At 45.7% G+C, this 25926-nt stretch carries 23 protein-coding genes and 1 riboswitch; of the genes, 12 read left to right on the top strand and 11 right to left on the bottom strand.

Features of this window, described 5'->3' with window-relative positions:
- The first annotated feature begins 45 nt into the window (after window positions 1–45).
- Both RWY97_RS02860 and RWY97_RS02855 read left to right on the top strand, forming a co-directional pair.
- Complete coding sequence (locus RWY97_RS02860; RefSeq protein WP_024991791.1) at window positions 46–735, top strand: DUF4840 domain-containing protein; 690 nt, start codon at window positions 46–48, stop codon at window positions 733–735.
- A 1-nt stretch (window position 736) separates the two neighbouring features.
- On the top strand, window positions 737–1486 hold the full coding sequence (locus tag RWY97_RS02855; RefSeq protein WP_021582962.1) for an exodeoxyribonuclease III: 750 nt from the start codon (window positions 737–739) through the stop codon (window positions 1484–1486).
- A gap of 425 nt (window positions 1487–1911) precedes the next feature.
- On the opposite strand, the gene RWY97_RS02850 is transcribed toward RWY97_RS02855, so the two are convergent.
- The 4 genes from RWY97_RS02850 to RWY97_RS02835 all read right to left on the bottom strand — a co-directional run bounded on the left by RWY97_RS02850 (window position 1912) and on the right by RWY97_RS02835 (window position 4848).
- A complete protein-coding gene (locus tag RWY97_RS02850; protein ID WP_021584590.1) occupies window positions 1912–2412 on the bottom strand; it encodes a DUF4251 domain-containing protein in 501 nt (166 codons plus the stop codon).
- 305 nt (window positions 2413–2717) lie between these two features.
- A complete protein-coding gene (locus tag RWY97_RS02845) occupies window positions 2718–3707 on the bottom strand; it encodes a hypothetical protein (protein WP_315565408.1) in 990 nt (329 codons plus the stop codon).
- Window positions 3708–3718: 11 nt separating this feature from the next.
- Complete coding sequence (locus RWY97_RS02840) at window positions 3719–4342, bottom strand: PG0215 family putative anti-sigma factor (protein ID WP_315565407.1); 624 nt, start codon at window positions 4340–4342, stop codon at window positions 3719–3721.
- The gene (locus RWY97_RS02835; protein ID WP_315565405.1) at window positions 4339–4848 is read right to left on the bottom strand and encodes an RNA polymerase sigma factor; all 510 of its coding nucleotides are present in this window, start codon (window positions 4846–4848) and stop codon (window positions 4339–4341) included. The genes RWY97_RS02840 and RWY97_RS02835 overlap by 4 nt, the downstream gene beginning before the upstream one ends.
- 209 nt (window positions 4849–5057) lie before the next feature.
- Here RWY97_RS02835 and RWY97_RS02830 point away from each other — a divergent pair, with 209 nt between their 5' ends.
- The 3 genes from RWY97_RS02830 to RWY97_RS02820 all read left to right on the top strand — a co-directional run bounded on the left by RWY97_RS02830 (window position 5058) and on the right by RWY97_RS02820 (window position 8149).
- On the top strand, window positions 5058–6890 hold the full coding sequence (locus RWY97_RS02830; RefSeq protein WP_315565404.1) for a starch-binding protein: 1833 nt from the start codon (window positions 5058–5060) through the stop codon (window positions 6888–6890).
- A 629-nt stretch (window positions 6891–7519) separates the two neighbouring features.
- Window positions 7520–7789 carry a hypothetical protein gene (locus RWY97_RS02825; RefSeq protein WP_315565403.1) on the top strand — a complete coding sequence of 90 codons (270 nt, stop codon included), beginning with the start codon at window positions 7520–7522 and terminating at the stop codon, window positions 7787–7789.
- A 9-nt stretch (window positions 7790–7798) separates the two neighbouring features.
- Window positions 7799–8149, top strand: coding sequence for a polymorphic toxin-type HINT domain-containing protein (locus RWY97_RS02820; RefSeq protein WP_315565401.1), 351 nt, complete (start codon window positions 7799–7801; stop codon window positions 8147–8149).
- Window positions 8150–8808: 659 nt separating this feature from the next.
- On the opposite strand, the gene RWY97_RS02815 is transcribed toward RWY97_RS02820, so the two are convergent.
- From RWY97_RS02815 to RWY97_RS02805, 3 genes are all read right to left on the bottom strand, one after another.
- Entirely contained in the window at window positions 8809–9948 is a 1140-nt protein-coding gene (locus RWY97_RS02815; RefSeq protein WP_315565399.1) for an ABC transporter substrate-binding protein, read from the bottom strand.
- A 3-nt stretch (window positions 9949–9951) separates the two neighbouring features.
- Window positions 9952–11019: a YncE family protein gene (locus tag RWY97_RS02810; protein ID WP_315565397.1), complete on the bottom strand. Its 1068-nt coding sequence runs from the start codon at window positions 11017–11019 to the stop codon at window positions 9952–9954.
- A 239-nt stretch (window positions 11020–11258) separates the two neighbouring features.
- Window positions 11259–13244 (bottom strand): TonB-dependent receptor plug domain-containing protein, encoded by a 1986-nt coding sequence (locus tag RWY97_RS02805; RefSeq protein ID WP_315565395.1) that lies wholly within the window; start codon window positions 13242–13244, stop codon window positions 11259–11261.
- A gap of 65 nt (window positions 13245–13309) precedes the next feature.
- Window positions 13310–13495, bottom strand: a riboswitch (cobalamin riboswitch).
- Window positions 13496–13613: 118 nt separating this feature from the next.
- On the opposite strand from RWY97_RS02805, the gene RWY97_RS02800 reads away from it, so the two are divergent.
- Window positions 13614–15086 (top strand): SLC13 family permease, encoded by a 1473-nt coding sequence (locus RWY97_RS02800; protein ID WP_021584569.1) that lies wholly within the window; start codon window positions 13614–13616, stop codon window positions 15084–15086.
- A 74-nt stretch (window positions 15087–15160) separates the two neighbouring features.
- On the opposite strand, the gene coaW is transcribed toward RWY97_RS02800, so the two are convergent.
- The 3 genes from coaW to RWY97_RS02785 all read right to left on the bottom strand — a co-directional run bounded on the left by coaW (window position 15161) and on the right by RWY97_RS02785 (window position 17745).
- Window positions 15161–15991 carry a type II pantothenate kinase gene (gene coaW, locus RWY97_RS02795; RefSeq protein ID WP_024991967.1) on the bottom strand — a complete coding sequence of 277 codons (831 nt, stop codon included), beginning with the start codon at window positions 15989–15991 and terminating at the stop codon, window positions 15161–15163.
- A 273-nt stretch (window positions 15992–16264) separates the two neighbouring features.
- Window positions 16265–16678, bottom strand: a complete 414-nt coding sequence (locus tag RWY97_RS02790; protein WP_148295382.1) for a hypothetical protein — start codon at window positions 16676–16678, stop codon at window positions 16265–16267.
- Window positions 16679–17073: 395 nt separating this feature from the next.
- Complete coding sequence (locus RWY97_RS02785; RefSeq protein WP_021584493.1) at window positions 17074–17745, bottom strand: B3/B4 domain-containing protein; 672 nt, start codon at window positions 17743–17745, stop codon at window positions 17074–17076.
- Between the two features lie 80 nt (window positions 17746–17825).
- Between RWY97_RS02785 and RWY97_RS02780 the strand changes: the two genes are divergently transcribed.
- Entirely contained in the window at window positions 17826–18311 is a 486-nt protein-coding gene (locus tag RWY97_RS02780) for a PaaI family thioesterase (RefSeq protein ID WP_021584546.1), read from the top strand.
- 14 nt (window positions 18312–18325) lie between these two features.
- Here RWY97_RS02780 and RWY97_RS02775 read toward each other — a convergent pair whose 3' ends face one another.
- Window positions 18326–21217, bottom strand: a complete 2892-nt coding sequence (locus tag RWY97_RS02775; RefSeq protein WP_315565391.1) for a hybrid sensor histidine kinase/response regulator transcription factor — start codon at window positions 21215–21217, stop codon at window positions 18326–18328.
- 304 nt (window positions 21218–21521) lie between these two features.
- Between RWY97_RS02775 and RWY97_RS02770 the strand changes: the two genes are divergently transcribed.
- The 5 genes from RWY97_RS02770 (at window position 21522) to RWY97_RS02750 (ending at window position 25781) form a co-directional block, all read left to right on the top strand.
- Window positions 21522–21770, top strand: a complete 249-nt coding sequence (locus RWY97_RS02770; protein ID WP_273178081.1) for a hypothetical protein — start codon at window positions 21522–21524, stop codon at window positions 21768–21770.
- Between the two features lie 147 nt (window positions 21771–21917).
- A complete protein-coding gene (locus tag RWY97_RS02765; RefSeq protein WP_315565389.1) occupies window positions 21918–23303 on the top strand; it encodes an OmpA family protein in 1386 nt (461 codons plus the stop codon).
- 145 nt (window positions 23304–23448) lie between these two features.
- Complete coding sequence (locus RWY97_RS02760) at window positions 23449–25044, top strand: hypothetical protein (RefSeq protein ID WP_315565448.1); 1596 nt, start codon at window positions 23449–23451, stop codon at window positions 25042–25044.
- 49 nt (window positions 25045–25093) lie between these two features.
- Window positions 25094–25324, top strand: a complete 231-nt coding sequence (locus RWY97_RS02755; RefSeq protein WP_315565387.1) for a hypothetical protein — start codon at window positions 25094–25096, stop codon at window positions 25322–25324.
- Window positions 25290–25781 carry a lipocalin/fatty acid-binding family protein gene (locus RWY97_RS02750; RefSeq protein WP_315565386.1) on the top strand — a complete coding sequence of 164 codons (492 nt, stop codon included), beginning with the start codon at window positions 25290–25292 and terminating at the stop codon, window positions 25779–25781. The genes RWY97_RS02755 and RWY97_RS02750 overlap by 35 nt, the downstream gene beginning before the upstream one ends.
- Window positions 25782–25926 lie beyond the last annotated feature (145 nt).

Genomic DNA, 25926 nt, shown 5'->3' with positions numbered 1-25926 from the left:
TACACAGCATTTTACAGATAAACAATTTTAATATAATAAATAAAAATGAAAGCATTAACAAAAAACCTTTTAACCGCAGCATGTCTTGTGACAGCTGCTTTCTCGCTGAACGCGTGTATCAGTAACAACGGTAACGATATCGACTCAACTGTTGTGCCTCTTACTCCAGCAGAAAAAACGACACAAATCCACGCAATGGCCGGTACATATACAGGAAAAGCCAGATTGTACACAAGTCCTAACGGCCGACTGATAAAATCAGACAGTGCCGTCGTTCATTTCACAGTAGGTACGGATTCCATCATTACAGTGAAAGATTTCCCCGTCAGACTCTTTGCTTTAAACGCTGCCAACGGAACGGTAAAAACAGCATTGGAGAAACTGACAGCCGAGTTCACCAGCGATATTAGGCTTTATTCTCAGTCGAATTATATCAAGAATCTGTATGGAGGTAATGCTTATTTCTTCATATTATGGCCTCAAAAGTTAGGGACTGGCAAGCCGTGGATGCTCTCTTATCCATATACACACAATAGCGCAGCTCAGACTTTGACAGCCACTTTCGTACCGGGAGGGGCAAGCGTAGGACTCAACTACAACAGCTTAAACCTGTATTATAAACCGAAGAAAGCTCTCCAATTCTTCTTGATACCGAAAGAAATCAAACTGAGCGACGGTACAATGTTCGATAACTCACAAGGAAGAGCATTCATTCTCGTAGAAGGTAAGAAATAAAATGAGGTTTATTTCCTGGAATGTCAATGGCCTGCGGGCCTGTGTCAACAAGGGCTTTGAAGAAACATTCAAAGCCCTTGATGCTGACTTTTTTTGCTTACAAGAGACCAAGATGCAAGCAGGTCAATTAGATTTGCAATTCAATGGTTATATGTCTTATTGGAATTATGCTGATAAAAAAGGCTATTCCGGTACGGCTATTTATACGAAACACCCACCGCTCAATGTCACTTACGGACTCGGCATTGATGAACACGACCACGAAGGGCGCGTCATTACCCTTGAAATGAATGACTTCTTTCTCGTTACCGTCTATACCCCCAACTCGCAAGATGAACTTCGTCGGCTCAACTATCGAATGACTTGGGAAGACGCTTTCCGCACCTATCTACTACAATTAGATGCTCGCAAGCCTGTCATCGTATGTGGAGATATGAATGTAGCGCACGAAGAAATCGACCTCAAAAATCCGAAGACCAATCACCGCAATGCCGGATTCACGGATGAAGAACGTGAAAAGATGACAACATTACTGACTAATGGTTTTACCGATACATTTCGCTCGAAATATCCGGAACAGATAACTTATTCGTGGTGGTCTTACCGTTTCCGTGCAAGAGAAAAGAATACGGGATGGCGCATTGACTATTTCCTGATCTCAGACCGATTAAAAGACCGAATGGAGGATGCTCGAATCCACACCGAAATATTAGGATCGGACCATTGTCCGATTGAATTAATCCTAAAATAAATCATTGAACATCATAAGGGGTGATATCTCTCAACAAGATATCACCCCTTATTTATCTTCTTTCATCATCGAAACAGAATGTCGAAAATCGTCGTTCCACTCTCGAAAACATCCAGATCTACGGGTGTAGAAATACCATCTACGACACCTTGATAGCTATGTTGCCGACATAATGCCTACCCGCGCCATTCACAATGGGTGAATTAGAACTGCAACACACAGTAAACAGAAGATAACCATTAAATTCCGGAGCTAAGTTTTCATTATAGAATCTCGAATAACTGTACAGAAGCGGGGCTCGACCATAATCCTCCTCAACGAGATTCATAAAGCGTAACAGACAGTCTTGCAACTGTTGGCGACTCCATAGCGACCGGCGTCAGTCGTGACGACGTACAGACATTCCAATAACAGTTCTCCGACTCTCAACGCTCCTTGTCCAGATTCAACATACCGGAAAAACTGACCGACTCACGATTTTGCGGCGAAACATCCAACAATACACGTCCGTTATCGAACACATCTATCATATAATCATAGGTATCTTCATCATTCTGCACTCGTAATTCAACACGTGTCATATCTTTCTTGCTCCGTGTTACCTGATAATTAGACAGTAAAGCTTTGAAATTCAATCCCTTTCCACCACCATAAGGTACGTGATAAGCCCGACCGAAATACGGTAAATACGAAATCACGCTATCACCGCGCACCTCCAAAGAATATCCATAACTCAAATGGCGCGAGCTTCCTCGTTTCGGCATTATATAATCGACATCGATTCTCAAATGCCGCTTTTCAAGAACCTCTGACACACGCAGGGCTAACATTCGACGCGCCTCTTCCTTTTCTGCATATGTAAGTCGTGATGTTGTACACGCCGACACTAACAAGCCCAATGCACCAACAATAATCCATCTTTTCATCTCAGTCTCCTTTCTTTTACACGGACAGTAAGGCGATTCTACCCTCCTCCCCCTTCTATTTCTGTGCTAAGATACCACTATTTTACGATATTCGACCATTTTCCTACAATTATTTTCATCACCTTTGCTTTTATTTATTTCACTTTACACCTACCGACTTCTTGCATCTAAATGCTGATATTTTCAACATCTGAAGTACAACACCACACAGTGCTGATAAAATCGTCGAACTCACTTAAACACAATAGAAAAAGGCGAACATCACTGCCCACCTTCCCTAATCGAAAACATCAAATCTTATCTTATTATTTAAGTTTTAATATAGCATCGTCTAATAATCCGATCAAAAATTTATCCTTGGAACTCGACTGCATATTCCGCAACTCTGCAATACAAACCTCACGCAGATGGGGCGAAAGCAGATAACCATGCTCTTTACACAGGCGGAGCAGTTTATTGACAATCCCTGTTTTGAGAGACAGATTACCTTTGTCGGTATACATCTTATAAGCAGTGCGCAGAGACGTAAAACGATGAAGGAAATCAAGGTCGGTCTTCACGGAGTCTTCTACGAACGAGAAAACCCTGTTTAAACGATATTTTGACAGGTTCTTCGGCCAAATCTTGTCTGAAAGAATCATCCACATCCGTGCTTTCTCATCAAGATTCTTGGGCAAGTCGCGATAGAGATTCCCCAATGAGTCGAATACTGCACGATATTCATCGGCATTAAAATCGATTGTAAAATTGTCAAATACTGACTGCCGATTAGTTTTCATTCGCGGATTTTTGCTATAAATCTTATAGATAGAACCAGTGAATTTATCTGTTGCTTTGTTTTCATTCCACACCAATGCATAGACAAAACGGTGCAACGAATCGGTAGGGTCGGCAACGGCCATTACAAGATAATTATTCGCTTGCCTCGTGCCAAACAGCACGCTCTTCTCTAATCTCGCACCATAAGAAACGCGCATCCGCTCGCCTCCCGTATTTCCGGACATTTTGACGAGTGTAGAATAGGCTTGGGGCATATCCTCGTAAAAGGCTGCGCGGAGATCAGCCAAGGCTTTCTGTTTGCTGCGCGGTATCTCAAACGTATAATGATAGCAATAGGCTATTGGGTTGCCAGTCCGCGAGTCGTTCTCTCGTGAGACAGACGGCGTGATATACTGTGCATAACTTTTATTTGAGACAAAGTGATCGATTGCTTTTACGACATTCTTCTGGGCTGCTATGCCAATAGGTATCAGCAGCAGTGCAATCATCAGTGTCAGTGTCATTAATCTTTTCATATCCGTATCTTTTAGTAAACATCTTCGTTTTTGTTGGCCGACATACTCGCCACTATCAGTTCCAAGTCTTGATTTTGAGTATCAGCCAAGGCTGAAATCAGCTGTAATATATATTCTTGTCCTGCTTCGATACTGCTCATTTTCTCCTCTATCAATTGTTCTGTTGCAGCATTCATCTCGTTCGTCCGAACAGGATTGATTGCCATCAATTTACGCGAAGACCGAATGGTATAATGCGATCGGCGATAAACGGACCGCACAGATTCGCCTTGCAGCGTACTACGTACGGCCTTGTCAGGAGTCGACTTATTGCTTATTTCAACGGGATTTACCATTTCGGACGGTATTTGTTGCACGATCTTCTGATTCGGTTGTGCCTTAGGCCATATCAACAGCAATAGTAGGACAAGAATTGCAGCAGCCACTGAGAGCAAATAGGGGCGCACGCGTCGGCGGTGAGTATGCGGCTCCTGCATCCCGCGATCGAAATAGGCAAACATCTCCTGATAGGGTCGTAATTCTTCTTTTACTATATTCGTACGGAAATATTCTGCCAATCGAGCCTCGTCTTCGATAGAAGTTTCACCAGCCATAAACCGATCTATCTGTATCTTAATATCTTCGTCTGTCTTCATTTACTTTCCCCTTTCATTCTTTTCTTAATATCGTCTAACAAACGGTGGCGAGCACGTGAAAGCATCGTACACACCGATGTCGGTTCAATTCCCAAGATAGCAGCAATCTCGTCATTCGTTCGTAACTCAACCTGCCGCATCCGCAGAATCTGTAACTCCGTAGCAGGCAGTCGGTCAAGCCGACAACGTAACCATTCTTGATCTTCATTCGCTTCCAAGGCTATGTCCGGTGCTGGCTGACAATCATCTATTACAGTGTATGTCGGATCGATCGGCTCCGTGTGTTGTCGTCGATGACTGTCGATGGTCAATCGCTTGGCAATTGTAACGGCTAATGCCCTCATCTCCTTTTGTCCCGAAAGCGTGTCGTGTATCATCCAAAGTTTCAGCATCGTATCTTGTGCGATATCTTCGGCTCCGACCGAATCGGCACCGCAACATTGACTTACATTCACCGCTTGCGCACGGATTGTTTTGGCGATATGTTCAAACTCGTTTTGCGTCATTGGTTTGCTGTTCGTTTATAAAACGTATAAAAGAGAAAAAAACAAACAGCAGTTAACATTAATTATCTATTATATACCGATAATCGAGACAAATACTCGACCACATGATTGCTTTCATATCGAATCTTACTAATTCGGATACGCGTGCAATCGTTTACACACCGAATCCTGTATATTGATCTGCATCAAGGTTCGTTATTCACAAAGTAATGGCTAATTTAGTAGCGAAAATCAAACGCCATTTATTTATGAAACAGTTTCTTACAATTTTATTTGCGATGCTTACCTCATCTGTATGCGTATTTGCACAGGGATGGCCTGCCAATTACGGCGGTGTAATGTTGCAAGGTTTTTATTGGGACAGTTACGATGACACGCAATGGACGAAACTCGAGTTGCAGGCCAATGAGTTGTCACAGTATTTCAATCTGATTTGGGTGCCTAATTCTGCTTATGCTGGCTCTTTAACAAAAAATATGGGGTATCATCCCGTTTACTGGTACGATCATAAGAGTGCATTCGGAACTGAAGCTGCACTGCGAAAAATGATCCAAACGTTCAAAACAAAAGGTACGGGGTTTATCGAGGATGTGGTGATCAATCATCGGAACGGTGCCAGCGACTGGACAGATTTTCCCACAGAAAAGGTGAACGGCGTAAGTTGGCAACTCACACCTGTCGATATTTGTTCTGACGACGAGGCTGCTCAAAACGGAAAAATTGTCGGACCCAATAAAGATACCGGTGAAGGATGGAGCGGTGCACGCGATCTTGATCATACAGGGACCAATGTGCAGAAAAACGTTATCAATTATCTGAAATACTTGCACGAGAATCTCGGTTATATCGGTTATCGTTATGATTTTGTGAAAGGTTATGCACCTCAATATACAGGGCTTTATAATCATACGGTCGGCGCCGCTTATTCGGTCGGTGAATATTGGGACGGTGACGTGGCGAAAGTCAAGAATTGGATTAACGGAACCAAATATGATAATGTAATCCAAAGTGCAGCATTCGATTTCCCGATGAAATATGCAATCAATGATGCACTGGGTAATGGAAAATGGAACAGACTTGCCGAAAGCAGCCTGACCAACGATGCAGCATACAGTCGATATTCCGTCACATTCGTAGACAACCACGATACAGGTAGATCTTCCGAAAGCGGCGGGGCACCCCTCTATGCCAATGTTACTGCTGCCAACGCTTATATTCTGGCAATGCCGGGTACACCGTGCGTGTTTCTGAGTCATTGGAAGGCACATAAAACAATTATCAAGAAGCTCATCACGGCACGCAAAGTCGTGGGGTTGAACAATCAAAGTACCATTCTCAACGCTATGGCACAAGCCGATGGTTTTATTCTTAACGTGCAGGGTACAATAGGCAAAACTTTGTTGCTGCTCGGTACTACGACAGGTATCGATTTAGCCGGTTATAAACTTGCGGTAGAGGGAGAGAATTTCAAGTACTATGTGAGTGAGAATGTGGATATCTCGACCATTAATGACATTCAAGAAGATACACCGCCATTCACTGCTCCCGATTTTTGTAAAGTCAACGAAGGAGAGACCTGTGCTTTCTTTGAGGCGCCTTCCAATTGGACAAATACTGTCTTCTGCTGGCGTTGGGATAAAACCCACAACTACACGGGCGGTAAGTGGCCGGGAACGGCCTGTACCAAAGTGGGAACGACCACGGAAGGAAAAGCCGTATGGAAATGGACTTGGAATGAAGCTTCCATCAACTCCATCGCTTCCAATGAAGGTATCATATTCAGCAACAATGGTAACCCACAGACGACGAACCTTACTTTTGTCAATGGCGGTTATTATAGTTTAGATGGATGGAAAGGCACTGTAAAAGGTACAACAACAGGGATTTCTCGTACCATAGGGACAGACGATAAAAGAAAAGCAATGAAAGTTTACACGATTGACGGGCGCCTCGTGCGCCACGATGCCAATCCAGTAGCTCCCCTGCAAGACCTTGATAAAGGCATTTATGTCGTAGGAAAGAAAAAGTATGTAGTGAAATAAAGTACACAAATCATAGCACTGATCTGTGGGATTTCCCGGGCGATCGTTCCACCCACCTTTCAGGATCTGCTATCTTATCGGGACCCTATCGTGAGAAGTATACGAGGAGACAACGAGAAGTATAAGACTTCCTGTCGTCTCCTCATATACTTCTCGTTTATTACAAATAGCCAATTAAAAACAATAAAGTATATAAATTAATCAACGCATACCTTCCCGATCGTAAAAATACCCCTGCTTTTCCTTTCTGTTTTTATATATTTTCAAAACAGACGTATAAAAAACAATTTAAACATTCCTTTTACGAATTTCATTATCAATAGGACTCTTTTATCTAACTTTGAAAGAAAACGATAAAACAATGCACAGTATTTAACCGTCAGTTGTGTTGCGATTAACTGTTACTTGGGAAGTATCTTGCTTACTAATGAGCATTTACTTATGGAATCCACTAAAGAAGCTCACAGTATTAATTTCTTCTATATTTCATCATTTTTACTCTATCATCCTTATAGCTGTTTTTATCTATTTTTGAAATCGAAACAGACAAGGCTTTGTATCTTCTTTCTCTTTCCTCACAAATCTTGTCAATTTGCTTCTTAATATGATTATTAATAAATATAAAATATATGGGAGAATTAATAGACAAAAAGACTTCCGTCAGCATCGATGGCCGTCGGCTTTTTGCTTTCAAGTCCTTCAAACTTAAACAGAGTCTCAATACACACCACTGCTTCGAGCTGGTCATAGACATAGAAACAGGCGCCAACCGGTATGTGCACGACTTGAAAGACAGTGCTGCGTGGCTGGGAAAGCCTCTGACACTGTACACCTCATCGGCGAGAAAGCCGACTCTCTTAAGTGTGATCATATCTTCCAGTGATACTGACATCGTTTAAGAGAGAGTTATGGCAGATCAGTTGGAATATATCGTCAGGAATGTTCTAATGATGTGCGACAAGGAAGCCGCTCCTGCGTTCTTCCTCCCGACCCACAACACGCATATCAAGATACAGAGATGCCTTATTGCCAACAAGCATCCTTTCCTTACAGAAAACGATTGGAAAGATACCGCTGATCTGCAAACAGGCGACCGGATAAAGAGCAGAAACAAGGAAGATGTCGAAATAAAAGATATAAAGTTCTCGTATAAGCCGAGGAAAGTTTATAACTTTGAGGTCTCTAACTGGCATACTTACTTTGTGAGAGTGTTGGCATGGATCGTGCATAATGCTAAGAATGTCTTTCCGGAATTATAAAGAAAGTAAGTAATCGCCTAAAATATATGGGACGAACACCTGGGAAAAACAGTAAAACGGGGAAAGCAGTATTTGAGAGAATGCGGAAAGAGGAAAGTTGTTTTCCTGCCGGCGGAACAAACTTTTTCGTTTTTCGATTCTCGATCTGCGGAAACCGATCGAAAAAATACTTTTTTTTCTCTGTTTCCATCTGGAATTGTTCATAAATCTTTGTTTTTCTTCTAATTCCATCGGAAACAGCAAATGAATTTAAATATATTTACACTTCCCAATGGAAAGAAGAAATTCGTTTATGTTTATTTGCATTTTACGATAGAAAGAGAGAAAATATATCTTATTATTAACGCTTCCTTGTCGTCTTGAGAATATTTCTTTTCCTTTATTTTCTGATGGATTGAGCCGCTTTCTCACAAAAAAATCTTCTCTTTCCATTCGCAGATAAATGATAGAGTTGCTTTTGGGGTATTTTCTTATCCCGAATTGACGTAAGATACGGAAGGATGAGACGACAAGTCGTATACCTGTGGGGCACTCCTATACGAGTAGTGGGGCACTGGTCGTATACTTGTCAAGAGAGCCCCCTAATATAAGCACTTATTTTATCCAAAACTCACGTCTTGACGGAGAATCGGCGTAATTCGTACAATGGCGAAACAAAATTACAAACCGCCGATTTGCGAAAAATAGCCCCTGCCTTTCTGGTAAGAATGAGAATCGGTTGTGTGGAGAATGCCGATCAACTCTTCTAACAAATAATCGGGGCGGAATGGCGTCTCTTCAAAATAAGGTCGCTCTGCGGTATTACAGACAAAGATCTGCTCCGTTTTAAAGGCTTTCAGTGCACTGTATCCTTGATACTCAGCCAACAGATCTTTCTTAGACGACATCTTCTCGCCGAATGTTTTGATGAGCCAGACATCCGAATCTCCCGCTTTGTCGAGCACGGTTTCAAACGGTAGAGCCAACGATCCGCTGTGTGTGTCGGCCGAAAAGACGTAACGGGCATTAGCATCGGCAATCATACGGCCGATCGTGCTCTGTCCACCGGGACAATACCACACGCTTCCAGTCTTACGTTCAAGCAGCACCGAACGCCCGAGCGACATCTTCCGAGCTATGGCTTTCAAACGATTATAATTGCTTTCTACGACTGCAAACAGCGAGTCTGCACGCTGCTCACACCCATAAAGCAATCCGTAGAACTTCATCCATTCGGCTCTTCCCAAGGAAGAAGTTTCCATATAATCGGCACACTCAATAATCGGAATATCGAGCTTATCCAACTTTCCGAAGCCACCACTATTCTCAAAGGGAGAGACTAACAAAGCCTGTGGATGCAAGTCGATGATCTTCTCTATTGCGGGTGTCATTCCCTCGCCGCAATCGATAATCTTTCTATTTTCCACTCGCTGCCGAATTGTCGGTATCAGGATGTACTTCAAGTCGCAAACACCCACGATGGCATCGCCCGAATGCAGATATTCCAACAATTGACAATGCGCTGTCGTAAACACAACACTATGCTGTACGGGGATATATACTACCGTTCCGTGGGGCAAATTCTTTACACGAGCCGAATCGGCTCTGTTCACCAAGACGTAGGTATGCAACACTTGACCCGCCCGCCATGGATTTTTCAGGGTAACGACCGTATAGTCTTTATACCTGACAGCTGCGATCTGAGAAGCATATGTAAAGCGAATGGTATCGCCATCACCGCTTGGTCGGTCGATTTTCCGACTGCCGCACGATGACAGCAATGCCACTGCCCATAAGAGAAAACAAAACGTTAGGCGCATCTGTTACTCCTCGTGAGATGCAAAGAGTAAGGTCCCAGGACCTATACCAACCGAGAATTTACCAAGAGAAGCACCCGTAGGAGCATATTCTACGATATATCCGTCGGTGGTATAACTGGTCTTTCCAGTATCGGGATCCTTGCTGTAAGAGGTGATAAATACTTTGCCTGTAACGGGATCTACACCGATAGCGTAAGGTGTGAATAACTCTTTTCCTTCTGTAAACGTAGAGGTGGTCGACTTAGCCAAGTCATATACCGTGTAAGTCGGTTTGGAAAAGGCGTTGCTCACGAGATAGATCTTTCCCTGCCGATATGCCATATAAGTAGCTCCATCGGCTAATTTTGTCACCTTGTCGGTCGGATCAATCTTCTGCAAGCAGGGTGACACATCCTTATAATTACCCCAACTGATGACATAGACATTAGTTCCGTCGTTCAATATCCGGTTCGGATTAGCCGCAACGGTAATGTCCGTCTGTTTAGACAGGTCAGAAGCACTGAGTTTGACAACATTGGTATTATAGGTATAATCGGGATTATAGGCATTGCACACATAGAGTCGACCGTTCAAAATGGTAATACCTTCAAGATTGGCACCTATCTTGACCGATGTCGCAACAATTTTCCCGGTAGATGCATCAATTTTAGACACCGTACCGGCGTAGCTCGTCACATAGACGAAACGATTGTCGGCGACAAGAGCTCGGGGCGACTTGATTCTAACGGGAGTCGCTGCTTTCAGCGTCTTTACATCCAATATCTCCACCCGGTTTTCATCAGCTACTGCCACATACATCTTTCCACCCACAATAACAGCATCATTGGGTGTTCCACCTAACGAACGACCATTCATTCTTTTAAACGCATCGCGAGTTATGATGTTCGTAGAATAGTTCAGATAATCGAGCGAACCGTCGATCTTAGAATAGAAATTGCCTTGATTCAAAACGAACACACCGTCGGTTACTGTTACCGGTTCTCTCCTACCCTTATTATCATCATCGCTACAAGACGTGATTACCGAGAGGGCTATAAACAGCCACAAGAAATTTAATACATACTTCTTCATACTTGATTATTTTGAGTTTGTGAGTTTATAAGTTTGTAGGTATCGATCCTTACGCCAGTTCGAGATAAGCTGGTATTTTGCGAGTGAATTCCGAAAGGGTATAACAGATATCATCAGACAATGCTTTTTACCCCACTCATAGGGTGTCTTTGCATACCACCCGCGGGGTAAGCCGGGCGATACCTCGTCTAAGAAGATGCTTATCTCAAACTTGCATAATCCTTTATCTTTCATCTATCCTAAAATTCATACTTTACCGCAACTCGCCACGAACGGCCTGGCATCGGATAATGGGCCACAATGCTGTATTGCTTGTCCGTGGCATTCATCATGCCTACCCTTGCCGTCAAAATACCCTTGCCTAAGGAGAACGATCGATAGACATTGACATCCATTTCTGTATATCCGGCAATAGAAGTTCCCGTGCTATGTTCCCTCGTCGCCCATCGTTCGCTCTGCCCATCCATTGAAACGGCCCAATTGGCCCACGGGTTTAGCCACGTCAATGTAACTGAAAAAGAATGTACGGGTGTGTAGGCAATCTGGTTCTTGTAATATTCCGACTCCGGATTAATGCGATTCTCAGCCCGTTGCCACGAATAATTAGCCGTGAGACCGATCGATTGGCGCATAGCGATTCGCCGTTTGATATCTACCGTCACATCCGTCCCGTAAGCTCTGACCTTCGCCATATTCATCATCCTCCATACGAACATATTGAACGGAATAGCAATAATTTTGTCTTTCACATTATTCACATAGACATCGAGCGTAAGCCGCACAAACCAAGAAAGCTGCCTGTCGGGCGTAGCATAAGTTATGCCGAGATTGAACTGCTCGGCCTTCTCGGGCTTCAAATCGGTACTTCCGATGTGATAATAATAAAGTTCGTTGAACGTGGGAATACGAAAGATGCTTTTCCAAAAGGCTCTGAGGTAAAATTCCTGGTGCGGTATCAATCGATAAGAAAGGCTTATCGAGGGTGATAATCGGCACTCATCCTGTCCTGATTTTCCACCTTTAGCCCCATTGAAATAAGCAGAACCAAGCAATCGAGCTATCGCGGTGACACGTCCGAGTGTCATCTTAGACGAAAGGCTCTGCAAAAGAGAATGTCTGAACGGACGTTCGGCAACAGACAGGCTACTGTTTAAATTCTGCCAAACGTAATCTATCGAATAGTCAACGGCTAACCAACGAACGGGTGTATAAAGCAATGCGGTCGAGCCATAACTTTCTCTTTGCCAGTACTGCGCACTGATAACGCCTCCGCCAGGCTGTCCGTTGTGATAGTCGGACATAGCCCAATTGAATTTACCTGTCATTAGCAACGACCAGTGGTTACCGAATCTGCCGCGGTATTGCAACTGAACGAAAGCGTTACGTTCACGCAATGTCTCATTGTTTTCATCGGTATAGTAATGCACAATGCCCGGCAATTGCCTGTCGTTGTCGTAATAATATATTTTACCGAAGAGCGAATGACGATCATTGAAATCATAAACGGCGTTGGTCTCTATGTGTCCGGCGTTCATCCGACTGTTGTTCCGGCGTTCGCGTGTAACTAAATCTACATTATAAAGCGTAAAAGGATAATTATTGTTTGAATAAGTATATTCGGCCATTGCAACACAAGCGAATTGTCGACTGAAACGCTTGCCGATACCAAAAGACGGATTCACCGTCCCCCAAGAGCCCAAGGCTATCTGTGTTCGAAGATGTGCAGAGCGATCGCCGGCAGGAGGCTGAAATGTTCGAAAGCTCACATTGGCCGCAGCGGTCACATTACGTGCCGGAATGAAAATATCATCACCGTCGCCGATCGTCAGTGAGAGATTCGATACATAATCAAGGGCATAACGCGAAAGATCTATCTCTCCCGTTTGACAATCGCTCAAAGTCACACCGTCATAAATCACACCTGTATGTCGACTGCCTATTCCCCTTACCGACACAGTTTTCATACCACCGGCTCCTCCGTAATCTCTAACCGTGATCCCCGCAATATGCAATAAAGCATCTGCAATCCCTTGAATGCCTAATTGCAGCATTTTCTCATTGCTCAATGCTTGTACCGGAACTGTTGACTTAATCAGATTATCTGCTTTGGCAGCCGAAATCTCTACACTGTCAAGCATATACGCATGCAATGTATCTATCTGCTGACCGTAAGTAGGAAACCCTACCAACAGCAATAAGAACAGAATATGAAACCTGAATCTCATCTGTCCGTCTCTTTTATTCTACAGAATGAATTATTAACATTTTCCCGTTCTTTCCTCAAGTTGTGGGAAATCACACGCGATGGGCAGATCTTCTAACTTTGCTGCCCGAACACGAACGCCTTCCCGAAAAGAATCAGTGGCATCTTTGTTCGTACTTTGATAAAGGACAGCTTACAGCAGCGGGACTGTTCAGGATTTACACCTGATTCCTTTTTAATCACTGATGATGAACCGATCACACCACAAAGGTACGAAAAAAAATACCTTTCTTGACTAAAATACAAATATTTTTGCTTACAATGAGTCCGCTTTTCGGCGAAAAGTACTATCTTTGTGCCCATTGAATCTTTTAGTTAAACGATCAAAACTATGTCAGAAGAAAAATCAAATGTACTGACCAACCACATCGAAAGTAAGAAAGTCATTGAGTTGATTGTAATTGCCGTTATCACGGCTATTGTATGGAATCTGCCACAATCGTGCTTCGGTATTGACGGACTCACTGTCATTCAGCAGCGAGTTATTGCGGTTTTCGTATTCGCCACACTGTCGTGGCTGACCGAAGCTATCCCCTCGTGGGCAACATCATTAGGTATCATTACCCTGATGTGCCTTACAATATCCGATAACAGCATATCAATCTTCAAAGGAGAAGAGAGCAGTACTTTCGGAAAATTGCTCAGTTCGAAAGATATTATGGCTACATTCGCCAATCCAGTCATTATGCTTTTCCTCGGCGGATTTATTCTTGCAATTGCTGCCACCAAATCGGGTTTAGATGTTTTGCTGGCCAAGAATCTCATCAAACCTTTCGGCAAAAGGAGTGAGAGCGTTTTATTGGGTTTCCTGCTCATCACGGGCATCTTTTCAATGTTCGTCAGCAATACTGCCACGGCAGCAATGATGCTCACTTTCCTAACACCAGTCTTTGCCGCATTGCCTGCAAACGGAAAGGGGCGCATTGCCTTGACGCTTTCTATTCCCATTGCTGCCAATATTGGAGGAATGGCCACTCCTATCGGAACCCCACCCAATGCAATTGCTTTGCAGGCGCTGAATAATCCCGAGGGACTAAATCTCGGCATCAGCTTCGGACAATGGATGGCATTTATGTTCCCGCTTGCTATCACATTGTTGGTCATCAGTTGGGTGGTACTTAAAAAACTCTTTCCCTTTTCCAAGAAAACGATCGAATTGGAAATAACGGGTAATGTGCACCACGGATGGCGTATGTGGGTTGTAGCCGGTACGTTTATCGTTACCATTCTGATGTGGTTGCTTGACATTTTTACAGGTGTCGACGCCAACAATGTCGCATTGATACCCATCGGTGTCTTCGCCATCACGGGCGTAATCAACGGTAAGGATTTACAATCTATCGATTGGAGCGTTATTTGGATGGTGGCAGGCGGTTTCGCACTCGGCCTCGGGATGAACGGATCAGGACTTGCAGACGCCGCCATTGCCAGTATTCCTTTCGGACAATGGTCGCCGCTCGTGATTCTGATCATCTCAGGATTGATTTGTTATTTCCTGTCGAATTTCATTTCAAATACAGCTACGGCTGCTCTGCTTGTGCCAATTCTGGCCGTAGTATGTACCGGAATGGGCGACAGGCTCAATGCCATCGGAGGCACCTCTACTATTATTATCGGCATTGCTTTGGCTGCATCCAGCGCGATGTGTCTGCCGATCTCCACGCCGCCGAATGCCATAGCCTACTCCACCGGCTTGGTAAAGCAGAACGATATGCTGAAAATCGGACTTTTAGTAGGTATCATCAGTATGGCATTAGGATACACCCTACTCTTCTTTGTAGGGAAAATGCACTTCTTGGGCTAATCTTTACATAAGTGAAAAAATAAACAAGTGAATGAGTTGGTGAGTAAACAAGTGAACGAGTTGATCTCACCGACTCATTCTCTCTTATTGATATAACAGAGCGCTGCCCCTATTGCAGTGCAGAACTCGCTATATTTGGGTATGCTGAAATGCACGTCATAGAGTTGCTCCATTGCCGGGAAAACCTCCATACATTGCGGAAGCAACGTGAGATTTCCTATCAGCACGAAGTCGCGAATGCCGCTACCCAACGACGAAAGAATCGTACTGCTGCCGATAGCCTGCAAAACCATACAGATGATTCCCAGCGCAATGTCTTCACGAGAGGCATCGCTGTTAGCATTACCGAACAGAGATGCCGTGGCCGACATCGGCAGTCCGGGCAACGGATGAGCACTGATATCTCCGATCAGAACGTTGATATTCGAGATGTCTCCCTCTTGCGCCAGCATCGAGATCTGCTTGATATCATCCGTTTTAAGCATAATCCGCGCCAAACCTTGCAGTGTTCCGCCGCCAATTCCAATACCGCCGATATGCTCGATATGGTCACCATCGCATTGAACAAGTGAAGTTCCCGTGCCCATACTCACCACAATCATTCGGTCGAGTGCCGACTCATAACGTGCCCCCAAGCCATCAGCGATAAATTCCTCAGCCTTTCCCGTGGGCAAACCATAAATAGGTGAGTCGATATAGGCACTGCCCACCCCTGTCAGCATCACCTGCTCTACATTTTCCAACCGAATATTATTGTCGTGAAGATACTTTCCGAAAGCACCGTAAAGCGATGTCACGGGGTCGGTTGCCTTGATACGGATGGGCGATACCACAATCCCATCTTCACGAATTCCCACGATCTTGGTCGTACTGATGCCTACATCAATTCCTATTACAATAGCCATTGTCTGATATTTTTATGTCGCAAAAATACGAAAAAATATCTGCTTTTTACACTTCTTCAAATAAAAATAGACGCTCCAAGAAAAAAATATGTAGCCAAAATGAGTTGAAAGAAAAGAGAAATGAAAGCAAAAAGACGACAAAAGACCGTAAATCAATAAATGTCAAGATTATTTGAATAAGATTCCGTTAAAAAAACTCTGTGAAAACATCTTGTTTACACACATTGATAAAAAACATAATATAAGTAATTTCGTTTTCATTGCTCTGAATTATTAGAAATTAATGATTCTCTGAAATTCATAAAGAGGGCCATCAGCTGCTACATCATCGAATATTTCCAACCGGTTGCGGGTGAGAGAATAACCATGAGCTCCATTGCCGATACGTATGTAACCTTTGTGCTCAGGGATAAAAGCATAGTTGTAATTTCCATCTTTCAAGAATGGAGCCCGTCCCTGTGTATTCTTGACTTCAAGGTTTCCCTTTACATCAAAGATGTAGACTACCTCTTGGGAATGATACTCTTCTATCCGGCCGAATCCTCTGTGAGCTTTCATCAATTCCCAGTAACCACTGATCATTTCCATTTCCGGCTGTACAGGCGTGTCATCCTTATTCTTGTCACACCCCATCCACGTGCCCATCAGAAGCAAGACACAGGACCATAAGATAAATTTCCGTTTCATTGTCGTCGTTTTTTAAGTCATTATTTATATAAGTTTTCTCGGCAAACTGCCACATTCACCCTCCCAATCATTATCTTGGGAGGCCTGAATGATCAGGCGGAGTATCAAAGGTTTCATTCATATTAATTCAAACGAAAATGATGTTGCGAATATAAACAATTTAATGAAGAAAAACAACTTTTAGCTGTTAATTTTTCCTTATAGGACTAACACGCCTACGAAAAGCCGTTAATCGGACACTGATTAACGGCTTTTCATCGTGCAAGTAATGATTAATCGCAGCACGTTTAACCGCAAATTGCAAGGCATCTTGTATGCGGCTGGTTTTCAGTCTATTACAAATAGGATGAAGGATTGATACTCACAAACTTAGAAAAGTTGAAGAATGAAGGTATTTAAGAGAAACGGAAAAGCGTGAAGTTATCGTCCGTACTCTGACAATAGGTTTTCAGCAAATTCCTGATAAACCCAACATTGGCACAAACACGCTCCTCATCGCCGTCATAACCGTTGATCACTATCAAAAGACGACGCGTTTTAAGGCTGATTTTAGTCCGTTCGTTGTCACTGGTAGGTGTTCCGATACCGCCCACTCGGTCTCGATAAACGGGTAATCCCTCTATATTGATAGGGCCTCGACCGATTCCTTCGTAAGGTTCTTTGGCCTTACCAACACCCAAGGTCAATTCATTGCCGACGATTTTATCGGCGTCGAAACCGCCGATGCTGTATCCATAGACAATGCTGGCCAAATTGATCACATCCACCAACGTATTGATTTGATAGAGATTCTTCCCTTGCAAGAGTCGCCGAATAAGCGCTTCTGCCGACGGACGATAACGCGACGGGTCTTTACCGCACGCCCGATAGACCTGCCGCGTGGCTGCAACAGCACTGAGATCTTTCAGCGTTTCTGTGGTCAACATTGACCGATAACGTGCGCCCCAAGCGTCGATCTCGGTCCAAAGAGCTGCCGAATAAGGTGAATTAACAACCTCTGCCTCAACTGCCGCACCTACGAATCCAGGGCAAACAGCCTCTATTTCTTTTGAAACAATCACTTTCATAGGTACAAAATTACTGATTATCTGCGAGAAATCTCATATTTTATCAGTATCTTTGTGGCGTTACTTGATTTGGAAGAGCAATGAGAAAGATTAAGAATCCTTGGTTGCATAAAGAGGGATATGACTGTTTCGGATGCGCACCGGACAATCCTATTGGCCTGAAAATGGAGTTTTTTGAAGACGGCGACGATGTGATCTCGTTCTGGCATCCGCAAACTCATTACCAAGGTTGGGTGGGAACGATGCACGGCGGCATCTTGGCTACGCTGGTCGACGAGACAGCCGGTTGGGTGGTTACGCGTAAGTTGCAGACCACAGGAATGACTACACGCCTCGATGTGCATTACAACCATCCTCTGCAATCAGATGATTCGCAGCTCACCGTACGTGCTCATGTCACCGGACAAAAACGTAATCTCGTGTCGATTGCAGCCACGATAGAAAACAGCAGGGGTGAAGTCTGTGTAGAAGCTGATCTCGTATATTACGCAATGAGTACGGAGCGTGCCCGCGAAATGGGTTTCACGCATTGTGATGTAGAAGACGAACAACTTTTGTCGATGTAGAAAGCAGTGCCTTTTTATTCCGTTTCTTTCACATATTCCGTAGGCTTGACACCGCAAATGTTCTTAAATGCGCGAACGAAAGTGGAATAGTCGGAGAAACCGCTCAGTTCAGACACTTCCTTGAAATTCATCTGGGGATTCTTGTCAAGTAGCTGTCTCGCTTTCCTGATCTTGATGTATTGGATGAAAGTTGTAGGCGTATAGCCGGTCAGAGCCGTCATCTTGCGATAAAACTGGCTATTGCTCATACACATCTTCGATGCAATCTGCGTAACGTCCACATTTTTCCCGGCGTTCAGCAGAAGATAGATATGGTCTGTCACGGCTAGTAGGAAGCGGTGATCGGCGACATCTTGTAATGTATTTTCTTCCTTATTCTCCGTTCCCTGCGAATATTTTTCCCGTAGCAGTCGGCGCTGTTCCACCAGCTTCTCCACACGCATACGTAATTCTTGGCTGCTAAACGGTTTGGTAAGATAGGCGTCGGCCCCGGCTTCCAACCCTCTGACGCGGTCTTCTTCACTAATTTTCGCCGTAACAATGATAATAGGCACGTGGTTGATAATCTCGTTGCCACGCACCCGCCGGCACACTTCCAACCCGTCCATACCCGGCATCATTAAGTCGGTAATGATGAGATCGGGCACGAGCTCCTTTGCTTTTTCCAATCCCCCACGGCCATCCGATGCATAATAGATGGCGTAACGGTCGGCCAACTGTGAACCGATATAGGCAGCCACATCGCTGTTATCTTCGATAATGAGCAACCTTTGACTGTCATTGTCTTCTGCTTCGCTGTCATTCGGTGTGACGGGACATTCGGGCAACAGAGGTGTGTTCACAGCTTCTTCTGTTCCGACAGCAGCATGAATGTTTTTACCATGACGGACGGGAATGGAGAGATGAAATGTCGTGCCCTTACCCAATGTACTTTCGATCTCAATAGTACCGCCCACCGCATCAACAATCTGCTTTACCAAAGCCAATCCCACACCTGTGCCGAGATGGGCCGCTTCGCTTTCGGCCTGATAAAATGGTTCGAAGACGTGGGCGAGACTTTCTGCCGGAATACCTTTGCCCGTATCGGCTATATCGAGCAGTACACGTTCACCTTCGCGCCATACGCTGAGGCTCACTTTGCCGTATTGTGGCGTGAACTTCAAAGCGTTGGAGATCAGATTGTTCAGCACCTTATTCACATAGTCGGGCACGAAATCCATCACGGTGTCGCCTTTCGAGATAAACTGCAAATCGATGCCACGGCTGTGGGCATAATCGCGATAACTCTCCACTATCATTCCTACCTGTACGGCAATGTCACCGCAACGCAAATCGGGATTCCCTACGGCCGACTTCACCTTTGATATATCCAAAAGCTGATTGATGAGTGTGAGCAGACTGTTGCCCTGCCGCTCGATGGTAAACGCCCGCTTACGTACCGATTCAGGTGTTTCGGTATCTTGGGCGATATCACGACTCAGACCAAGTATCACACTAATCGGTGTACGAAACTCGTGGGTGATATTGGTGAAGAAGTTTTCACGTAGGGTACTCATCTTTTTCAACAGCAAGTGATTTCGTCGTTTCATCCGACCCGAATAAAACAGGAAAGCCACGGTGAGCAGCAACAATAGAACCAACAGAATTCCCGTATAGAGAATGCCGAGTTTCGCCGTGCGTTCCGATTCTAATTCTTGCCGTGCCTGACTCATCCGCTCTGCCTGCTGCCAGTGCTCAATATTCAGACTCACGTTCTGTATCCGGTTCATCTTTTCTGCACCCGCCACACTGTCTTGCAATGCCGATGCCTGTACATGATTCGCCAAAGCACGACGATAATCGCCCTGCTTCTCATAAATGCGATAATAAAGGGCATAAATATCGGCAAGGTGCTCCTTCGACTTGATTTTCCTTGCCGTAGCTTCTGCCTGATGCAGATTGTCAAGCGCACGCGTCTCATTGCCTGTTACATAATCGATATGGGCTAATGCAATCAGCGACTCCAAAGCGTGCCACTCATCTTTCGAGACTTCCATCAACCCATAAGCCGTTCGATATTCGGCATAAGCCTTGTCGTATTGCTGCGCCTCCTCATAGAGCAAACCATAATATGTATGGCAGAGCGCAATACCTATATCATTGCCGGCCTTTTGATTAAGTTCCATCGAACGACGGTAATACACCCAGGCCGAATCGTTCTGCCGGCGATGCTTGAAAATCGAACCAAGGTTGGCGTAATTGATGGCCTGCCCTACAGCACTACCCAATGCTCTTTCCCCTGCAAGAGCCAGACGGAACGCACTGTCGGCACGCTCGTAATTACCTAATGTCAGATAGATATTGCCCAATCCGTTGAGAGACTTCACCCGGTTTTTCTTTGCCGTGAAAGAGGTGTCTGTACACGCTTCGCAGAGTTTCAACGCACGGTAGTGATATTCTTGTGCAGCGTCGAGTACACCGAGCCTACGATAGTCTGTACCGATATAATTGAGTGCCTGCACCCATTCGAGCGTATCGCCTAATGATTCGGCTTGTTTCAATCCTTCTCCATGTACACGCAACGACTCATCGAATCTACTCTCATTGCGCAAAGCTTTACCCCATTCCCGAAGAGCGGCGATACTGCCGAGGCGATTGCCCTCAGCTTCCAAGCGTTTTTGCAGCAGAGCAAGCGAGTCTACCGAGTGTACTGTACTTACAATACTGTCGGCTGCACGCCGCTCTTCGGGTGTAAAGCCGACAGATTTCTTTCCACAGGAAACAAACAGAAACAAGATGATTAAGACGCTTACTATCAAGCGTGGTCTCTCTTTCCGTCGGAAAGATAAAGGCACAAAAAGGCTGTAAGGCAGCTTGGCAATTGTATTTTCCGTATAGTATCGGACAATTGTTTCTCGTCTGATCATTGGGCGTATATTAAGATAAAGTAAACTTCTCGCCAAAGATACAAAATCTTTCGATTCCGACCAAATCTTTACACAAGAAACACCATAAAATCACATTCTTGCATTTTCCACGCCCACTTTCCTCTATATAAAGGAACTCCAAGCGTTTTATGCACGATTTTGCAAGAATGGCGGAAGTGAAGATTGCACGATTTTGCAAGAATTTTGATTGATTTTGCAATGCCTCTTCCCTCGTTCTGCCCCTATATTTGCAAAAAATAATCCCCGATGTCGACAACAGTCGAACCCCTATATAATATAAGGTATGGAACAAAAGAAAAACGACACGCCGCCTCGACAGGATAAAAGCCTGACTACCGCAGACGACCGCATCCAACTTCTCGATACCATCAAAGAGATGGTCAAGACGGAAGTGGACAAACGCATCAGCGAGAAGCCCTGCACCGAAGAAGGGAATAATCCCCATCCCGAAAAACCGCCGCCACGAAGGCCAAGGGAGCATTCCCTATCGTGGCAGGGCATCCGAGATTTCATTTACGAACTGTTATTCTAACGACAGATGAATGATATCCGGCCCGTGTAGTCATATTCATTTCGTTTTCATTTAACTGATGTTATAAACATTGCGCATTTCTTCCTCATATACAAACATATTCTAATCTTCAACAATCACCCTAACGCCCGAGCCTCCGATACGGCGTTGCTCCGAAAGGAGTTGCAACAGGGAGGTATCTTAAACAATATGAACAAAAGACGGACAAAACCGCTCATCCCGCCGCTCAGCGGCCGATGGGCACGAGTGGGTCTCAGCGTCCTGTTCTCCGCAACCGTAGCCGTCAGCGCACAAGCGCAGACTGCTGACGGGAAAGGAACACAGCCACCACGAGACCGGAACAGCGAGCTGCGCACCCGTACTTGGAGTATCTACACCGAGGGCGGACTGTCGTGGGCTACCGATGTGTGGTATCAGAACCTCGATGCCAAACGCAGTTACAAACAATCGCCCGCCGTTGGTGGCGGCATCGACTTCACCATCCGCCCCTGGGTGCGTGTGGGCGCCGAGTATCTCTGGTCGCGCTACCGCCGTGAGCAACGCTTCTCTACACTCAACACCAAGACGATGCCCGTCAAGATCTACGGCAACTACCTGATGAACTACCACAACGCCAAACTGGGTATAGGCTTCAATCTGATGGAGCTATGGCCTCACCGACGCGCACAGTGGCTGAACATCTGGTTGAGTACGGGCATAGGCTGCACCTTCGCACGAGGCAATGAGTACACCATTACTTTCAGCAACACCAAGACGCAAGGCGGTAAGACCACGCCTATCGACGAAGGCGAGAACATCGGCAACGACTCAGAAGTGACCGTCACGGGCAATGTGCGCACCACGAACCGGCACGAGCGCTTCAACAAGCTCTACATCCCTGCCTCGCTACATATTGAGGCCGATGTGAGCCGACGCTTCACCATCGGACTCAAAGGCGAGATGGATTGGCTGCTCAACCGCAAGACGACGATGCCCAAGAGTCTCCTCTTCGGTCTGGCCACTCTGCGCTACAACTTCGTGGCGAGTCGCGCCAGAGTACTGACAAAGTATTACACCAGCGAGATAGACGCTCTGAACGACCGCATCAACACATTGCAGCGGGAGACTGAAGCCGAGCAGACACGGGCTAACCGGGCTGAGGCTGATAAGGCAAAGCTCCGACAGGAGTCCGAAGACCTGCAACGCTGCTTGGACGACTGCCAAAACAGCAAGGCCACGAGAACACAGAAGCCCTCGTACGTTGTGCGGTTCAACAACGACAGCCACGTACTGACGCACAAGGAAGCCAACCGCCTGAAACTCTTTGCACAGGTGATGATGGGGAACAAGTTCTCCATCGTAGCCGAAGCCAGCACACCCGGCACCGACGAACACAACCTGAGGCTCAGCGAGCGCCGTCTGCAAAGCGTGGTCAACGTGCTGCGGGCAGAGGGCATTGCTCCGGCCGACATTGAACCACAGACCGCCATCGGCGCACGAAACGGCATTGCAACCGCCGAGGGACGAAGAGTGACCATAAATGTAAAAGACTAACAAACGTGAGTAAAGAAAGAATTGAGTAAAAAGAAAAAAGGAAGAGTAGGACAGACCATTGTCTTAGCTCCTTCAACTCCATCAATTAAACTCCTAAATTTAAATAATTATGAAACGAATTCAATCTATCCTGTTCGCCATCGCGATGCTGTTGGCAGCACCCGCGTTCTTCACCTCGTGTCAGGAAGACGCACCCGAGATCAATTACACGATGAACGTGTCAGTAATCAACGACTTCACCAAGGTGGTGGAAGCTATCAACAACGGCTTCCTGAAAAACGAGGAAGCCATCAAGAAGCTCACCGAATCCATCGACAAGATGAACGCCGACCAGCAGACCAAGTTGCAGGCCATCATCGACGTACTCAACTCCGTGAACGCCACGCTCGAGACCAAGCTCGCAGCCATCGAGGCAGCGATGCAGGCGCAGACGCTCATGCTCGAAGCAAAGCTCGACCTCTTGGAGAAGGCCGTGAACAACCAGACCATCAAGATTGACGAGATGGGCACACTAATCGCCACGGCCATCGACAAATCACGTGACGAACTCGCCAAGAAACTTGCGGCTATTTACGACATCATCGAGAGCACAGCCAAGACGCAAGCCGAGAAGCTCGCGGCCATCCAGGGAGCCATCGAGGCCCAGACCCTCTCGCTCGCAGCAAAGCTCGGTCTCTTGGAAACAGCCATCAAGAATCAGACTTTGAAGATTGACGAGATGGGCACGCTCATTGCCACGGCCATTGACAAATCACGTGACGAACTCGCCAAGAAACTTGCGGCTATTTACGACATCATCGAAAGTACAGCCAAGATACAAGCCGAGAAGCTCGCGGCCATTCAGGGAGCCATCCAGGCCCAGACCCTCTCGCTTGAAGAGAAGTTAGGCCTCTTGGAAGCTGCCATCAAGGCGTTGCCCGACTACAGCTCGCAGCTCGCAGCCATCGAGACCGCCATCAAGAACCTGCCCGACTACGGCGACAAGCTCGATGCCATCGCCACGGCCATCAAGGCCATACCGGACTATAGCGACAAGTTCGACGCCGTGGTTACTGCTCTAGGCGAAATGAAGGCGCAGGTTGAAGCACTCGGCACAGCACAGGCCGGCATCGTTACGGAAATTGGCAACACTACTGCCGCCATCAACGCCCTTATTGCAGCCGTGAACAGTGGAAACACCGCTGCAGCTGCAGCCCTTGCCGATATTGTCAAGAAGCTTGAAGAGTTGAAAAAGAAAATAGGCAACGGCGGAGGTTCCGGCGGCGGCTCTGGTGGCGGAAATAAAGATGATGAATACGGCAGTAACCCAGACTTTAATAGGATCACATTTGTGCAAATCATCCAGTTAGCTAACAAGATGAGCAAAAAGAGCTTTAAACTACATAAAGGTATCTTCCTATTCAAAACCAATGAGGGACGATTAGGGAAAGCGGAAGTGAAGATCTATCCGGAAATGTATGACATAAATAAGAAGAATAGACTCCTATTCGAACTTGCGTATGTGCTTTATAACCCAGACGGGACCCTTTATCGGAAAAATTACTGGCTCTTTAATGCTAAGCTGGGATCCAGCAGGAGTGTTGATTTTGACTCTGGTAGCGTTGGGAGCGGTATCGGCACTGATTGCCACATAACATTGAATGTAAAGGAATTCTCCGATCCCTTTTATCGTGTAATTGAGAGCGAAAAGTTCACCTCCAAGAATGGTGCCAGATTTATGACTTATCTCAAATATGACTGACTATATACTTCTCGTAGCCGAGATCTCGTAGGGTCAAGGATATCAGCTGATGATGAATAGCAATCCCATCAAGTTTCTCACCCTCCCGCCCACGGCGGCGGGAGGAGAATATAAGCCTTTCGAACCGTCTGCGACAAGAAAGCAAGATAAAAGCGACAAACATTTCAAAACATTCAACAACAATGAGAATAAAACAATTCTTTGCGAACGCGGCAAGCAAGGCTCTTGCCCTTGCAGCAACAGTGATGATGAGTATGGCCTTCACCGCCTGCTCGAGTGATAACAACGACGAGCCGAAGCCGAAGCCCGAGATGTTCAGCAACACCGTGACCTTAGACGGCGTGGAAAAGCCCATCCTCAAAGCCAAATACGACGACAGGGGCAAAGGCAACTACTTCCTCTACCTCAACCTCTCGGCCGATGGTAAGGAAAGGGTGACGATCCAACTTAACAAGAACCTGCACATAACCGGCAGCCCCATCAAACTGACCGAAAAGGAAGAGCAACACGACGGAAAGTGGTATTGGGGGGTAATTTACTCTGACTACGGCAAAAGTCTGTTTGATACTTGGGGTGCCTTCGGCAGTCCTAGTCCCATCTTCGACACCGGCACCCTCACCATGAGCGGCTCGCCCGACGGCACCGTCAACATCAAGCTCGAAAACGGGCGCGTAAAGGGTAGCGACGGTAAGGAGCACACCTTCGCCATCAGCTATAAAGGCACTGCAACGGAATAAAACAGAGCAACAAAACAACGCCTTCGGTATCCCACGAGTGGGGTACGATGATACCCCACGAGTGACCTATCGAGATACCCCACGAGTGGGGTGCAAAAGGCACGATTACAGAACAAAAATCATAAACCAATTAATAGAAAACAGC

It is taken from the genome of Hoylesella pleuritidis (assembly GCF_963541955.1).
GTDB classification, from domain to species: domain Bacteria; phylum Bacteroidota; class Bacteroidia; order Bacteroidales; family Bacteroidaceae; genus Prevotella; species Prevotella pleuritidis.
Note: the sequence above shows the minus strand (reverse complement) of the source record. Positions and strands in the feature narration are given on the sequence as shown.